Origin of the sequence: methane-oxidizing endosymbiont of Gigantopelta aegis, assembly GCF_016097405.1 — a bacterium.
GTDB lineage: Bacteria > Pseudomonadota > Gammaproteobacteria > Methylococcales > Methylomonadaceae > Methylomarinum.
In genome coordinates this window covers 77,098-92,190 of record NZ_JAEHGD010000001.1, presented here as the reverse complement: position 1 = coordinate 92,190, position 15,093 = coordinate 77,098, and the positions used below count along the sequence as shown (strand labels likewise).

The window sequence follows — 15,093 nt, the reverse complement described above, 5'->3', positions numbered from 1 at the left end:
TTGCATTAGCTTTGCCGGGTATCAGCTTGGGCTTTTATAGACATAACCCAAGCGATGCAGCAAGGCTGTCACACCGCGTTCACTATAGCGAACCTGCCAACGCTCTTTAATGTAAGCTGCAACCGATTTAGCGGTTAAGTGAAGATTTTTCTGCAGATATTCATCCAACTCGGTCGCTTCTGAAACCGATAAGAAACTGGCACTTCCAACATGCTGAGTTTGTAGGAGTTTAGCAAGACCACCTTTCTTATATTTTCGATAGTAGGTACGGATTGTATTGCGGTCAATGAGAAGTGCTTCGGCAACGTTTGTTGCTGACCAGCCTGAACCTAAAAGAATGATGGCTTTAACTCGGTCTGCATCACGTTTTTCTCGAAGCTCACCATGGGCTTCGCGCAAATCGGCTAATTCAGTCTCTGGAAGGGTGTAATTCGACATGGCCTTATTTTATATATTTCACTCCATTACGTCATCTTTTTATGCTAAATTCTCATTTGCGAAGAGTATAGTACAAACCAAAACCTTCAGTGGCACCATCATCGCCCGCCATGGTTCAGCCATTGCCGTCGGCGGCTTGATTGAAGATAAATCCAGCGATGTGGAAAACAAAGTGCCGGTTTTGGGCGATATTCCAGGGCTGGGTTTTTTCTTCCGTGAAACGGCCAAACTAAGAAAACGCACCGAACTGGTCGTTATCATTCGTCCTTACATCACCACTAACCCCACTGCAACCGCCAAATTCAGCCAGCACTATATTCGTGATCACAGTTTGCATCCGGTGGCTCATGATATTGAGGAAATGGGTATCTATTCCAACCCTAGTCGAACTCAAAATGGCTACCGCCTGGAAAAACCGTACAAAGAATATGACTTGCAGGACAAATTCGATAGTATCAATGGAAAAGGTAGCGCTGAGACAAGTTCGCTGCAAAACAATATGTCGTTCAACCCGTCACAACAAAACTATCGCGATCTGGTTGAATACGCCGCCCGTACTATCCGCCAATCACCGGATAAGCGTGAAACGCATCCGGTAATAAAACCCGTCTCGTTAAAGAGTATTCCATCTGTTGACTTGCTTAATGACCCCCGTCTTAAAACCATTCCGGTCGCTAGCTGGCGTAAAGGTGATGTGTATGTTACCGCCATCGCGGTTTACAACTTGTCAGATTCACCATTGACTGTCGATTATAAGCATCTTAAAGGCCACTGGCTGGCCTCGACCATTGAAAACCCACGCTTAAAGAGCTTAGGTGCAATGGGCGATTCCACCTATTTGTATGTAATCTCAGACAGTTCTTATCGGGATATCGTCAATCAACTCAAGGAAAATTCAGAATAAGATGTTTTGATGACGATTGACTCCTGGTCTTTTCTGTTTACGCATGGATACACATTACGACGTTTTTATCGCAGGCATTTTGCCTGAAAAAAAACACCAGACAGAACACATTGAAGCGGCCTTCCTGGCTCATTACGCAGGACGCTATCATCTCTACAAAAAAGCCCAGCAACAGCCTGGAGAATACTGTTTTGCCAAAAACGTCAGCTTAGATCAGGCACAAGAATTCCAGAAAAAACTGCTGCAAATAGGGCTTCTTAGTCGTTATCGACCCGCCATCAATCATGACCTCGATTTTGAACTAGAACCCTTGCCTGAGCAAACCATCACCTGCCCTTTTTGCCAACACACACAGAAAAAGCCCGAAAAACTAACACGTCAACGCTGCGAAAACTGCAATGCCAAAATGAGCTTGTTTGAAAAATACTGGCGTGTGCACAAACAAACCAAACAATCGCCGCACAAGCCGACACACGCCGCCAAAGCCAGTGCTGTTGCATCAGATCCCCCACCCTCCAGCATAGCCATTGAACAGGCGTTGCAAAAACACCAGTTAAGCCAGCGTCAAGCTTACTTTTACACCGGCCTGATACTGTTTACCTTGACGGCTATTTTAGCGATTACCGGCTTTGCGCTGTATCAATCCGGGATCAGACCCGAATCAGAGACCCGTGTTGAAATACCGCCACCGGTTCAAACCGAACCCGTCACCGCAAAACCCGTTGCCTCAGAGCCATCAACCATCCTGAAACAAGGCTTAAACCCCAATGTATTATCAAAACTCTCCGCCGATCAATTACTTAAAGCAGCCGCTCAAATAAAACCAACGGCCAAAATACCCGACATGGACGAAATAAACCTAAACGGGCTCAGCAACACCCAACTAGAAGCGTCTCTAACTCAACTTCAGCAATCAACACCGACTATTGATCCCGATAATCTGGTGCAACACATCGCCGCGCTGGACAATAACACTAAAAACGCACTTCCCCAGACTGAAGTCCAACAGATCATAGAACAGGTCAAACAGTCATCCCCCGAACAGCGGCACCGACTCCGACAACAGCTTGAACAAAACCTGCCCGTTACGGCTGACAACGAAAATGCAGCGGATATATTCGCGCCACTGTACGCCATGGAAAAATTTCAGCACGCCAACAAACAACAGCAACAACGTCTGAAAAAACTGTATCGGAGTTATCTACAAGACAAACAAATAGCCGAACGCTTGAAGCATTTATCAATCAAGTTATCGCCAGCCCCATTCCTCAACAAATTGCCACAAAAAACACACCCGCCCACCCTGCTTACGAAAAAACTGACCCGCTGGCTGCATCCTGGACTGGCCGATATTTTATTGAATCAAAACTTCAGCCCAATCAATGAATCATAATTCATTTTTCTCGTTTTCTCGTTCCCGCGTTGTACGTGGGAATGCATTTCGTGACGTTATACGTCACAACTCCCAAACATCACCAATCTCGATAAACATCGATCAACCCCGGCATGCCCAGGTAATTCCGCGCACTGGAATAACGCCAATGCTCAATTTTATCCACATACCCCCGCTTGACCGGGTTCTGATGGATATAATCCAGCTTCTGCCTCAGCATTTCTTCAGTTTGCAGTAATTGGGGATGTGAGCCTTCTTCCCAGACCTGATGTTGCCGATCCGACTTATGCTTTTTCTTATAAAAACAGAATTGTTGCAAGATTTTGTCCTGCTTTGCCTCAGCCAGACAATACACCAATTGCCGGGCGGTAAATGCCTTAAATCGGGCCACGTCTTTTGCCAAATTAGGCGACTGAGCAATCCAATGTAAATGATTCTCCAGAATTACGTATCCGTAGATTTTTACGCCCTCATTTTTTTGCAGATACGCCAATGAATCCAGAATAATTTGAACCGTAGCCGGCCGGGTAAAAACCGGAATCCAGTTGATGATCGTGTTCGTCAAAAAATGGGGTCTGTCCGCTTCGGTTATCTGGTAACGGCTTCGGCCCATAACATTTCCTCACTTTTGATATTCTCCCGCCCGCGTTACGGGACGCTGGAGCGTCCCGGTATGCATTCCCACGTATAACGTGGGAACGAGAATCCGCCCCTCTCGTTCCCACGCTCCGGCGTGGGAATGCCTATAGTGACGTTGCACGTCACATGATGCTGGAGCGAGCAAAACTTATAACTGATCACAGGGGGTGTTGCCTGCTGCGTATGGGTCGGGATGTTTTAAATAAAGAACCCTGTCGTCTTTTCGGTCACAGGCATCAAATGTTTTTGATATATTGGTATCAGGACAAGAATTCGTTTGATTACTGTTATATTGTATATGTGTATCAATCTTAGCATCCCCCGGCTTCATTCCAGAACCAGGTCCGGCTGAAACTAGGCGGGCATACTCAAGTGTATAAGTTGATGTATAAGTGTCATAGGGAATTTGAAGGATTATCGGTCTATTCCAGGCATCCATGATATGCACTAATTTCTCAGCTTCCTGAACTGTTTTTGTAGTATCAGCATCAGCACCATCATATAATTTTAAGCCAATATGCACATAGTTAGTATCATCAAAGGTTGAATTTAATTTATTCAATACATCCGCCTTCAAACTTCGTCCTTGATCTAAATAAGGCCCCCGCCAGCCGACTGCTGTTTTGGGATTATATTTTGACCAATCTGAAGCACTAGCACCAACATCATATCTGGTAAATAAATAATGCAAATCATAATCAGCAGCCGTTCCCTTGGTCTTTTTGGGATAATACCCCAACAAATCCCCATAAAACCCCGGCCCGCTGGCGCCACCCATAATCGCTTCTTTAATCGCCCGCATGGTCGCATCGGTCGCCTGACAACGCGCCATTTGGCCGGTGCCGGAAACATACGGTATCGTCAAGCCCGCCAATGCCACCAAGACGAGCAACACAATTGTCAATTCGAGGAGCGTCATCCCTTTTTCAAAAAACTTGTTTATCATTTTTTCATTCTCTTGATCTCAAACACATAAAAGCACACCACCGGTCATGGTCTAATATCCCCCATCAATTTAAGCACCTTGCCACTCGTTTTGATGGGTTTCGCTTCGCTTTCGGCAACAGCTTTTTCGTTGCTCTTTGCTCTGCATCCATACAGTCGTAGCTATCCCTACATCACTACATTTTTTCAGCCGCCTTCAAAGTATTCACAAAGGTTTGCAGTATTTGATCCAAAGGCAATTCGACATCCACTACCCGCCAGGATAAAAGACCTGTGCGCTGTAACAGTAAACGGCTATGCCAATTGCGTTTAGGGTTGATATATTCAATCGCTGCCCGGTTCAAGCCTAACCATTTAACGCTACCCTTAGCTTGCCAGCAACCACCTGTTTGGTCGTTTTTAGCGACATCTTCTAAAACTTCACCGCATAAAAAACGCGGTATCCCTTGGTTTGAAACCAATTTATTAACATGCTTTTCCAGCGTTTTGCTAGCAAAGGTATAGTCTTGCAGTGCTTCGCGCGTATGGCCACGTTGTATATCAGCCGACATTTTGATCCGAAGCATGCCATCGAGTAATGCTCGTGTGTATTTTTTGAAATAATCCTGATCAATTTCCTTAGCCCAGGCGGCTTCATCTTCAGTGTGAATGATCTCTGCAATTTTTTGTGCGGTCATATAAGGCGAAGCAACAAACAAAGCCGCCAGTTGAATAAAGCCTAATAGTAAAAAAACATAGATTCCTTTGATTTGCATTGTTTTTACCTTTTATTAAAAATTCTGTCAGAGAAAGCGTTCACCTCGTTCCCACGTTATACGTGGGAATGCCTTTTATGACGTTGTACGTCACGGGACGATGGAGCGTCCGTGATATGCATTCCCACGCGGCAGCAACCGACATCCTGTTTCAAGCTGCACTTGCACATCCTTGTGCGGCGAAGCGTGGGAACGAGATCAACCATTACCATTGAATCACCGCTAACTGGCGGTGTGGAGCGAATAATACCGGGATGGGGCCAGCTCTATCTGCTGGATAAATGTTCGTTGTACAGTTTGTGCCATCATGTGTGTAGATCCCTATGGAATTTATACCTATGGGAATATCGGTAACAACAGTATTTGTACTATCTTTAAAAGTATTAAGCGTAATTGTCTGAAAACCACCATTCTCGACGATTGAAACCGCACTGCTCTCTGCAGCCCCCACTGTTCCATCATTTTTCCGGAAAAAAACCTTCATACAAATATTTCTCGAATTGTATGAACCTGGCTGAGGCGGTAAATCCACCGTATAGTTCGAATCGCCATACCATATTTGATTATTCAACAAACAGGTTGCCTGATCGGTTATCGTTCCATTGTCGGTACAACTTCTCCAAATAGCGGAAAGTGCCAAACAACTGACCTTATCATTCGCTTGCTGATTACTGCATCCATAGCCTTCTCCATACCAATGTCCTGACGCCGCTTCGCAGGTTGTTTTGTTCGTACTGACCCCATCAGAACATGATTTCCAATTTCCTCCGGCAGCTATACAGCTATCTTTATTGATATAACCGGCTTTACTACACCCGCCATACCAGGATTCAGGAGTTAAACAGGTTGATTCTGTTATATTGGTAGGGTCTGTGCATAAAGAGGTTGGCTGAGATGCTCGCTGAACAGGTGTATAGGGTTTTATAAATCCTATCGTTACTCCGCCACTGATACTCACTACCCAGTCACTTTGATTGATGACCGGCTGGCTTGAAGGATAATCTCCTTCAAAATCTCCACTCCCTCCCGCTGTTTGGTCCCGTCCATAACTCTTAATGGTTAAATCACCTGTATTCGGATTGTCAATTACATAGCCCCATCCATAATTAAAATCATTTGCAGCCACAGTCCATGTATTTGCTCCGGTACAAGCAGTTTGGTCCGTAATGGTCGGATCACTGCAATATCCTTGAGCTTCCCGTCCCCAGCCATCGGTATAAGCATCCGGGTTGGCCGGATTATCCGATACGGTTAAATAAGGGCCATTCCAACCATGTTTTAAATTGTTACTTACTGAAACATTTGTAGTATCAAACCATGCAGGTGTTCCTGGCGTTATGCAATTATTCGGACCAGCTCCTACTGGATTTGAGCAATTATAACGTTGAATTAACTCCCTAACATTATCCGGCAACCGCCCCATATCGGCGACAAAGCCATGAATATCCGGCTGGCCGTTCAGGTAGCGATTGGGATTGCCGATGATGGCTTGTTTGATGCTGTTCAGGCGATCTTTGGTTTGCTCGTAACGGGCGTTGTAGCCAATATCGACGGTGGAACGGATGGCGATGGTGCTGAGAACCGTGATAATCAATAACACGGTGACCAGTTCGATTAAGGAAAAACCCTGCTGTTTCACTGTTTCAACCTGTATTTAATTAAACTATGTTATTTAACGCATTTTTTGTGCGGCATATCACACACTTTACCTTTATCAAACACTGTTTATGTGCAGTCTATAACGGGGTAATGTGTAGTATTCAGCGCATTGGCTGTTATTTTGCGTTTTTATGTTTTATATCTGACAGCATTTTTTATGCCATCAGATATAGTTTTGCACGGAAGAGGTTGGTAGCAAGACAGGCCGCTTCGGTTAGCGAGCGTCGTCGGCGTTATGATGAAGCGTATAAAAAGGCAGACTTTTGCCTGCCTTTTTAGGGTGATTTCGATTACTGTACTGAATGATTTAAGGGTAAATCACTTTGGGCTGAAAATATGCGGCGGGGTAGTTAGGGTCAAATTTGATAACAGGGGGTTTTCTGGCAGCAGTTTTGTCGAGGTAGACGACTTTAGGCTGAAAATTTGCCGCCGGGTAATCGGGGTCGAAGCTTGAACCACCGCTACTGGCTTGCGTCGCTTCTTTATCGATATAGACGACTTTAGGCTGATAGTCAGATGCCGGGTAGTCGCTGTTTGCCATTGCCGATGGGGTTACCAGAGTTAGGCCGAAAAGGCTCAGCCCTAAAGCGATAGTTTTTTTCATGAACAGGTGTCCTCCGTTGAGTGTATTTTTTATCTTGCATCGCCCGGATGCATTGTTCAGTATTAAACATTTTTACACTCTTGGCAACCGGGATTTAGGCGTTCTACGCAAGCACGTTAGATCGCGCGAGCTATTGATAACGGGTGGGGTCTTCTAGCCCTAAGTTTTTAAAGCCCGCAGCTCGCAGGCGGCAGGCGTCGCATTGACCACAGGCGCGGCCTTGCGGGTCGGCGGAATAGCAGGAAACGGTATGACGATAATCAACGCCTAAAGCCAATCCTTGTTTGATAATGTCAGCTTTGCTTAGGTTTATCAGCGGTGTGTGTATGGTAATTTGCTGGCCTTCTACCGTAGCTTTGGTGGCCAGGTTAGCCAAGTCCTGAAAAGCTTTGATAAATTCAGGCCGACAATCGGGGTAGCCTGAGTAATCGACAGCATTGACACCGATAAAAATATCGTGGGCCTGCAACACTTCGGCCCAGCCTAGTGCGAAAGAGAGAAAGATGGTGTTGCGCGCGGGCACATAGGTAACGGGGATGCCTTGCTGGGGTGTCTGTGGCACAGCGATATGATCGTCGGTCAGGGCCGAGCCACCAATGGAGCCGAGATCGATGCGGATGATTTTATGTTCGATGACCTGGTAATGTTTGGCAATATTTCTGGCCGCCTCGAGTTCTGCATTATGGCGCTGGCCATATTCAAAACTGAGGGCGTAACAGTGGTAACCTTGTTGTTTGGCATGGGCTAAAACGGTAATAGAATCCAGCCCGCCAGACAGCAGGATGACAGCTTTTTTTGACATAGTGTTTATTTACCCCGGGCATCGGCCCAAAGTGTTTTATGAAGTTGTAGTTGAAATCGAACCGGCAACTGATGCTTAAGAATGTTATCCGCTAGTCTAGCGGGTGACATTTTCCCCATCACGGGGGAGAATAAGACTTGGCAACGTTCAGCCAGATTGTAGCGTTCAACGATCTGTTTGCTCCAGACGTAGTCCTTATCATCGGCAATGACGAATTTGACCTGGTCTTTAGCAGTCAGATAATCAATATTATCGTAGCGATTACGTGCCATTTCACCGGAAGCGGGTGGCTTGATATCCATCACTTTAATCACGCGCGAGTCAACCTTTGAAATATCCATCGCACCACTGGTTTCCAGCGACACCTGATAGCCCTGGTCGGCTAGCGTCGATAACAAATCCAGGCAGGCAGGCTGGGCTAAGGGTTCGCCACCGGTTACGGTTACAAATCGGGTTTGCCATTGTTTGAGCCGTTCTGTGATGTGCTCGATAGTTTGCCGCTCGCCCCCGTGAAAGGCGTATTCGGTATCACACCAGACACAGCGCAAGGGACAACCTGTCAGGCGAATAAAGACAGTAGGCCAGCCCACGCTGTCGGACTCGCCTTGCAGCGAATAAAAAATTTCGCTTATGCGTATGCTTTTTTCCATCACTTACAGGCGTCTGTCCAATCGCAATAGTCGTTTTTCAGCCAAGTGCGCGGCCGCCGTACCCGGATAATCAACTTTGACTCGGGTTAAATAGTCGCGGGCTTTAGCCAGGTTGTTTTGTTCAATCGCGATATAGCCAAGTTTAAGCAAAGCATCGGGCACTTTTGAGCTATCCGGGTATTGTTCGATGACTTTTTGAAAAGCCGCTTTAGCCAGTTCTGGCTGTTGGTTGACTTTATAGGCTTCACCCAGCCAGTATTGAGCATTGTCGGCGTATTCACTGGCTGGAAATTGCTGAATAAATGCCTTAAAGGCCTTGATGGCCTGGCTATTATGACCATTACGTAATAATTCGTAGGCTTTTTGATAGTCATCCTTATCGGATATTTGCGCGGGTGCCGAGGTTTCTGCCTGGGTTTCTGCCTGTTGCGATTGCACTGCCTCGGTGCCTGCGTGCTGAATTGTGTTTTGTGGCAGCGGTTGTCCATTTGCCAGGGCTTGAAGGCGTTGATCCAGGTCGGTGTATATATTGTTTTGGCGTTTTTTCAATTCACTGAGCTGATAGCCTTGCTCTTCCACCATGCCACGCAGTTCCTGCACTTCACGTTGAAGTTGTTCAATCCGACCCAATAATTCAAACACAACGCCATTAGCCGGCGCTGCATGGGTATATTGTGCGCCATTAGAGACCATTGAATTGTCAACAACAGGCGGCAGCGGCCGGACATCGGCATTCACATTGCTGATAAGTGATAACAGCAGCAACAGTTTTTTATTCATTTGACACCTTCATAAACCAGTTCGACACGTCTGTTTAATTGCCAGGCAGCTTCATCATGCCCATCAACGGCGGGTTTTTCTTCGCCATAGCTGACGATAGTAATCTGTGCAGGAGGCACCCCCTGTGCTTCCATCAAACGGCTGACAGCTTTAGCACGTTGTTCGCCAAGTGCAATATTATATTCGGGCGAACCACGTTCGTCGGCGTGCCCTTCCAGCACCAGCTTGTAATTTGGATGTTGTAATAAATAAGCGGCATGGGCGGCAATTACGGGAATAAAATCCTGCTGCACCTGGCTGCTATCGTATTGAAAATAAATAGTACGCTTGGACAGTAGGCTTTGTGGGTCGCTAAATTCTGCGCCTAATTCTTCGGCGCTCAATTCGGTGCCGGCAATATCGGCTTCATCACTGTAACCTTTTGTCGTCGCGCCATCTGCGGGAACGACTGCGCCGGCATTCTGGCTTTGGTCGATAATGCTAGCGGCCTTTTCTTCGGTTGAGCTGCAGGCTGCAAGCGTCAGGGTTAAGAGCACGATGCCGAACAGCTTGTATTGTTTAAGGTGCATGATTTATATCTCCATTCAGGTTTTATTCGCTCAGATAATGGGTTTTGACTATTGCCTCGCCACCCTACATTTTGTGTTAATTATTTCTTTTAACCCAGTATCCAATCAATAACATAAAATTAACTGTGACACGACAATGGTAAGACTGGGTTAAAATCGATTAAAGCCCCCAGGCCGGTTCTCTGACATCACCGCCGCTGAATGCCAATCTTCGGTGCATACTGCCATCGGCCGATACCGTGGCTAAATAGGATTTATTGCCTTTGCGTGTGGCGTATAACACGATGGAGCCATTGGGCGCAAAGCTGGGTGATTCATCCTGCCGGCCGCCGCTCAAAACATTGATGGCGCCATTGGCTAGCTCCATCACGGCAATTCGATAATCGCCTCGATTGCCATGCACCATCAGCAGTTTGCGGCCATCAGGAGAAAACTGGGCACGCGCATTATAATCGCCACGAAAGGTCAAGCGTTTTGCCCGGCCACCTTGTGCCGAAATTTTATACAGCTGCGGCTTGCCGCCCCGGTCGGAAGTGAATACCAAATAGCGGCCATCCGGCGACCAGGTCGCTTCGGTATCGATCGCATAGCTGTGGGTGATTTTTCGCAACCGGCGTGTGGTCAAATCCAAAATATAAATGTCGGGGCTGCCGTCTTTAGATAAGGTTAAAGCCAGTTGCTTGCCATCCGGCGAAAAAGCCGGCGCGCCGTTGATTCCGCGCCAATGCGCCACCCTTTGCCGTTTGCCTGTCGCCAATGTTTGCACATAAATCGCCGATCGTCGCCCTTCAAACGAAACATAGGCGATGCGCTTGCCATCGGGTGACCAGGCTGGTGACATGATAGGTTGCGAGGATGCGGCGATTTCATGGGCATTATGACCATCGGCATCAGCTACCATCAAACGGTAGCGACGTTTGTTACCGGCAATCCGGCGGCTGGTAACATAGGCGATATGAGTATTAAAAACGCCCGGTTTGCCGGTCAGTTTTTCAAACACCAGGTCGCTTATTTTATGCGCAGCCTGCCGTAATTTATCGCCCCGCGTGGTTAATTTGTAGCCCATGATTTGTTCGCTTTTATACACATCAAACAATTGAAAGCGAATCTCATACAGCCCTGCAGTCGGTGTAAGCTGACCAATCAATAAATAATCCTGGCCTAAGGCCTGCCAGTTACGAAACCGAATGCGGGTGGGGTCGGTCGGCCGGGTCAGCATATCAGCCCGAGGCAAGGGTTTAAAATAACCGCTGGCACTTAAGTCATCCTGAATCACCGCAGCGATATCAACCCTTGGCACTCGGCCCGGCGCATGACCAAACGGCACAATGGCGATTGGCATCGCAGCTTCGGTGCCTTTGGTGATTTCAATGGTTAATCCTTCCGCCCGCACTGGACCGAATCCAGCTAACAGCCCTATTATTAGCAGTAACAACAAGAGTTTACGTTTTATCATGTCAGCTTATTCCGGATTAAAAACAAAGGTAAAGGTTCTAAAGTTCTTGTTAAAGACGCTGCGATCTTTCGGCACGGGCAATGGTGATGCCTTTCTAACTGCATTTTCCGCCGAGCGGTCAAAAACCGTATCACCACTGCTTTTCACAACACGCACATCCATGACATCGCCGCTGGGCAATAAGGTGACACGCACCGTACAGCGCAACCCCTTGCGCGAAGTCATCGGCCGAATCCAGCTGTTGTTGACTTTTTGCTGAATCGCCCGCGATGCTCGTATCGTCATGTTCCGAGCCGCTTGGGCTTGTAGCTTGGCTTCTTCAGCCGCTTTCTGCCTAGCCAATTCCGCAGCCTTGCGTGCCTGCTCAGCCTTTCGAGCTTGTTCGGCCTTTTTACGGGCCAGTTCAGCTTTTCGGGCTTGTTCAGCCTTTTTGCGCGCTTGCTCTTCAGCTTTGCGTTTTTTCTCGGCCTGTTCGCGTTTCAGGCGTGCTTGCTGTTCGGCTTTACGTTGCTGCGCCAGTTTTTTTTCAGCTTCGGCCCGTTGCTTTTCAAGCGCCGCCAGACGCGCCGCTTCTTGTTCCTGCTGGCGTTTTAATTGAGCACGTTTTTGCGCCAGTTGTTCGGCTTCTTGTTTTCGCTGCTGTGCCAGTTTACGAATTTTTTGTTCTTCCAGCTCACGCTGCCGACGTGCCTGTTGCAACAGTTTCTGGGCGTTCTCTTTTTCGGCTTGTAAGCGTTTTTGTTTGGCCTGCGCCTGCTGTTTTAACTTGGCAACTTCCTGTTCGATTTTATCTTCATCGAGCACCGAGGCTTCAATAATTTCAGGTTCCGGTTTTTGTACCCGGTTTGGATTGCGAGTCGATGCACCCAGAAAAAACAGCAGCAGTAACGCCAGATGCAAGGCAATCGACCAGGCGAAATAGTAGGCATGTTTTCCCATGGTTACGAAACCGGTTGTGTCATCAGTCCCACAGTTTTAACGCCGGCATTTTTCAAGGCCGCCATCACACTGACAACCTTGCCATAATCGACTTGTCTGTCGCCGCGAATATAAACCTGTGTTTGGGGTTGATAGCGTAACACGGCTGCGACCCGAATCAGAAGTTGTTGTGCCGCTACCGGTTGGTTTGTATTCTCACCCACATCGATAAAATACTGACCTTGTTTATCAACGGTGATAATTAACGGTGGGATGTTTTTAGTCTCGACGGTTTTGGTTTCGGCCTGCGGCAAATCAACTTCCACGCCGGTCTGCACCAAGGGCGCTGTAATCATGAAAATAACCAGGAGGACAAAGGTGACATCAATGTAAGGGACAACATTGATTTCCGACATCGGTTTACGGCGAGATTGTCGTCGGCTCATGACTGATGCACCTGCCGTTGCAAGACAACCAGAAACTCATCCATAAACAATTCATAGCGTCCGGCCAGCCTATCGAGTTGGGTGGAAAAACGGTTATAGGCAATTACCGCCGGAATCGCCGCAAACAATCCCATAGCGGTTGCAATCAGAGCTTCGGAAATACCGGGCGCGACATTGGCCAAAGTGGCCTGTTTCATTTCACCTAACGCGCTAAATGCATTCATAATCCCCCAAACCGTACCAAACAAGCCGATATAGGGACTGGTCGAACCGACTGTCGCCAGAAACGGCAGGCTTTCATCGAGTTTATCCAGTTCTCTGGCTAATTCTATTTTCATGGCACGCTGGGCACTTTCGATTTTGACTTCGGGGCTGATACCCTCCTGCTTGGCCATACGGGCAAATGCTTTGTAGCCGGCCAAAAAAATATTTTCGATGCCGTCCACATCCTCTTCCCGAGCTTTTAAATCTTTGACCAATGTACTGAGTTCGACACCTGACCAGAATTTTTCTTCGAAATCTTCGGCGATACGTTCGGCCTGTTTAAGCTCAGCGCGTTTGCTGAATATATAAGTCCAAGACATGACCGAGGCCAGCAACAGCAACAGCATGACGAATTGGACAACAAAACTGGCATTGAGGATTAAGTCTAAAAACGATATTTCACTGTTCATGATGTGCAAGGGTTTCCAGGATGAGGGGTGGAATCGCTTTCGGTCGCATACTGTGAACATCAAGACAGGCAATGCGAATATCGCCCTGACACAGTACTGTATTTTCGCGTATAACCTGTTGTTTGAACATGAAACTGGTTTTTTTGGCGAGCGTCACGTTAGCTGTTACTTGTAGCAAATCATTAAAACGTGCCGGTTTTAAATAATCCACCTGCACCGAGCGGACGACAAAAATTACCCCCGCTTCAGTCATCAGCTGGTCTTGTTCAAAACCGGCCGCGCGCAAGTATTCGGTTCGGGCGCGTTCAAAAAATTTAAGATAGTTGGCGTAAAACACCACGCCACCGGCGTCGGTATCTTCATAATAAACACGGACAGGCCAGCTAAATGGTTGCATCATCAGTCATCAAAAAGTGATTGTGTCATGGCTTCAGTTGCCGGCGGTTTCAGGCCAAAATGTAAATAGGCCTTCTGGGTGACGATACGCCCGCGGGGTGTACGCATAATAAAGCCTTGTTGTAATAAATATGGTTCCAGCACATCTTCTATTGTGCCCCGCTCTTCGCTGATCGCAGCGGCCAGTGTATCAAGTCCGACCGGCCCACCGTCAAAATGTTCAATCATCGATTTGAGTAATTTGCGATCCAGGGTATCGAAACCATTATCGTCGATTTTCAACATTTTAAGCGCCTGGGCGGCAATGTCTTGTGTGACATTGCCATCACTTTTGACTTCGGCAAAGTCTCTGACTCGGCGCAGCAGTCGGTTGGCAATACGTGGTGTACCGCGCGAACGACCGGCGATTTCAGCCGCGCCCTGTTCAGCCATTTCCATTTTTAGCAACCGCGCCGAACGCATGACGATTTGGGTCAATTCTTCAACCGTGTAAAATTCCAGCCGTTGCACGATACCAAAGCGATCACGCAAAGGCGAGGTCAAAAGCCCAGCCCGGGTGGTCGCGCCAACTAGGGTAAATGGTGGTAAGTCCAGCTTGATCGAGCGCGCGGCCGGGCCTTCACCGATCATGATGTCGATCTGGTAGTCTTCCATCGCCGGATACAACACTTCTTCGATAGCCGGATTAAGGCGGTGAATTTCGTCGATAAACAACACGTCATGCGCTTCGAGGTTGGTCAACAAGGCCGCCAGATCACCGGCTTTATCCAGCACAGGCCCTGAGGTTTGCCGAATATTGACGCCCATTTCGGTGGCGATGATATTAGCCAACGTGGTTTTACCCAAGCCCGGCGGGCCAAAAATCAGCACATGATCCAGCGCTTCCGAGCGGGCAACCGCAGCTTGAATAAAAATCTCCATCTGCTGGCGTAATTCAGTCTGCCCTATATAGTCTTTCAGACGCTTTGGCCGAATCGCACGATCAACACTGTCTTCTTCGTTTTGGGGCGTCGCACTGATTAAACGGTCGCTTTCAATCATAAGGTTATTTGGTTTATTGGCGTT

General features: G+C 47.5%; 18 protein-coding genes. 2 read left to right on the top strand and 16 right to left on the bottom strand.

Annotation, left to right across the window (positions count from 1 at the left end; all coding sequences use genetic code 11):
- Positions 1 to 21 precede the first annotated feature (21 nt).
- Positions 22 to 438: a helix-turn-helix domain-containing protein gene (locus JEU20_RS14800; protein WP_198245250.1), complete on the bottom strand. Its 417-nt coding sequence runs from the start codon at positions 436 to 438 to the stop codon at positions 22 to 24.
- On the opposite strand from JEU20_RS14800, the gene JEU20_RS00465 reads away from it, so the two are divergent.
- Both JEU20_RS00465 and JEU20_RS00460 read left to right on the top strand, forming a co-directional pair.
- Positions 437 to 1,342 (top strand): DUF3438 family protein, encoded by a 906-nt coding sequence (locus tag JEU20_RS00465; RefSeq protein ID WP_198242998.1) that lies wholly within the window; start codon positions 437 to 439, stop codon positions 1,340 to 1,342. The two genes, JEU20_RS14800 and JEU20_RS00465, sit on opposite strands and share 2 nt — an antisense overlap.
- Positions 1,343 to 1,385: 43 nt before the next feature.
- Entirely contained in the window at positions 1,386 to 2,735 is a 1,350-nt protein-coding gene (locus JEU20_RS00460; RefSeq protein ID WP_198242996.1) for a vWA domain-containing protein, read from the top strand.
- A gap of 79 nt (positions 2,736 to 2,814) precedes the next feature.
- On the opposite strand, the gene JEU20_RS00455 is transcribed toward JEU20_RS00460, so the two are convergent.
- The 15 genes from JEU20_RS00455 to ruvB form a co-directional block, all read right to left on the bottom strand.
- Positions 2,815 to 3,348, bottom strand: coding sequence for an REP-associated tyrosine transposase (locus JEU20_RS00455; RefSeq protein ID WP_198242994.1), 534 nt, complete (start codon positions 3,346 to 3,348; stop codon positions 2,815 to 2,817).
- Between the two features lie 174 nt (positions 3,349 to 3,522).
- Positions 3,523 to 4,320 (bottom strand): hypothetical protein, encoded by a 798-nt coding sequence (locus JEU20_RS00450; RefSeq protein ID WP_198242992.1) that lies wholly within the window; start codon positions 4,318 to 4,320, stop codon positions 3,523 to 3,525.
- 175 nt (positions 4,321 to 4,495) lie between these two features.
- Complete coding sequence (locus tag JEU20_RS00445) at positions 4,496 to 5,074, bottom strand: DUF2939 domain-containing protein (RefSeq protein WP_198242990.1); 579 nt, start codon at positions 5,072 to 5,074, stop codon at positions 4,496 to 4,498.
- A 205-nt stretch (positions 5,075 to 5,279) separates the two neighbouring features.
- Positions 5,280 to 6,713: a type II secretion system protein gene (locus JEU20_RS00440; RefSeq protein ID WP_198242988.1), complete on the bottom strand. Its 1,434-nt coding sequence runs from the start codon at positions 6,711 to 6,713 to the stop codon at positions 5,280 to 5,282.
- A 327-nt stretch (positions 6,714 to 7,040) separates the two neighbouring features.
- Positions 7,041 to 7,337, bottom strand: a complete 297-nt coding sequence (locus JEU20_RS00435; RefSeq protein WP_198242986.1) for a hypothetical protein — start codon at positions 7,335 to 7,337, stop codon at positions 7,041 to 7,043.
- A 130-nt stretch (positions 7,338 to 7,467) separates the two neighbouring features.
- Positions 7,468 to 8,139 (bottom strand): 7-cyano-7-deazaguanine synthase QueC, encoded by a 672-nt coding sequence (gene queC, locus JEU20_RS00430; RefSeq protein WP_198242984.1) that lies wholly within the window; start codon positions 8,137 to 8,139, stop codon positions 7,468 to 7,470.
- Positions 8,140 to 8,144: 5 nt separating this feature from the next.
- Complete coding sequence (gene queE, locus JEU20_RS00425; RefSeq protein ID WP_198242982.1) at positions 8,145 to 8,789, bottom strand: 7-carboxy-7-deazaguanine synthase QueE; 645 nt, start codon at positions 8,787 to 8,789, stop codon at positions 8,145 to 8,147.
- A 3-nt stretch (positions 8,790 to 8,792) separates the two neighbouring features.
- Positions 8,793 to 9,569: a tol-pal system protein YbgF gene (gene ybgF / locus JEU20_RS00420; protein WP_198242980.1), complete on the bottom strand. Its 777-nt coding sequence runs from the start codon at positions 9,567 to 9,569 to the stop codon at positions 8,793 to 8,795.
- The gene (pal, locus tag JEU20_RS00415) at positions 9,566 to 10,138 is read right to left on the bottom strand and encodes a peptidoglycan-associated lipoprotein Pal (protein WP_198242978.1); all 573 of its coding nucleotides are present in this window, start codon (positions 10,136 to 10,138) and stop codon (positions 9,566 to 9,568) included. The genes ybgF and pal overlap by 4 nt, the downstream gene beginning before the upstream one ends.
- Positions 10,139 to 10,298: 160 nt before the next feature.
- The gene (gene tolB, locus JEU20_RS00410; RefSeq protein ID WP_198242976.1) at positions 10,299 to 11,594 is read right to left on the bottom strand and encodes a Tol-Pal system beta propeller repeat protein TolB; all 1,296 of its coding nucleotides are present in this window, start codon (positions 11,592 to 11,594) and stop codon (positions 10,299 to 10,301) included.
- A 6-nt stretch (positions 11,595 to 11,600) separates the two neighbouring features.
- On the bottom strand, positions 11,601 to 12,533 hold the full coding sequence (gene tolA / locus JEU20_RS00405; RefSeq protein ID WP_198242974.1) for a cell envelope integrity protein TolA: 933 nt from the start codon (positions 12,531 to 12,533) through the stop codon (positions 11,601 to 11,603).
- Between the two features lie 2 nt (positions 12,534 to 12,535).
- Entirely contained in the window at positions 12,536 to 12,958 is a 423-nt protein-coding gene (gene tolR, locus JEU20_RS00400; RefSeq protein WP_198242972.1) for a protein TolR, read from the bottom strand.
- A complete protein-coding gene (tolQ, locus tag JEU20_RS00395; protein ID WP_198242969.1) occupies positions 12,955 to 13,632 on the bottom strand; it encodes a protein TolQ in 678 nt (225 codons plus the stop codon). Before tolQ ends, tolR begins: the two co-directional genes overlap by 4 nt.
- Positions 13,622 to 14,029 carry a tol-pal system-associated acyl-CoA thioesterase gene (ybgC, locus tag JEU20_RS00390; protein WP_198245750.1) on the bottom strand — a complete coding sequence of 136 codons (408 nt, stop codon included), beginning with the start codon at positions 14,027 to 14,029 and terminating at the stop codon, positions 13,622 to 13,624. Before ybgC ends, tolQ begins: the two co-directional genes overlap by 11 nt.
- Before the next feature lie 2 nt (positions 14,030 to 14,031).
- On the bottom strand, positions 14,032 to 15,066 hold the full coding sequence (ruvB, locus tag JEU20_RS00385; RefSeq protein WP_198245748.1) for a Holliday junction branch migration DNA helicase RuvB: 1,035 nt from the start codon (positions 15,064 to 15,066) through the stop codon (positions 14,032 to 14,034).
- Between the last annotated feature and the right edge of the window lie 27 nt (positions 15,067 to 15,093).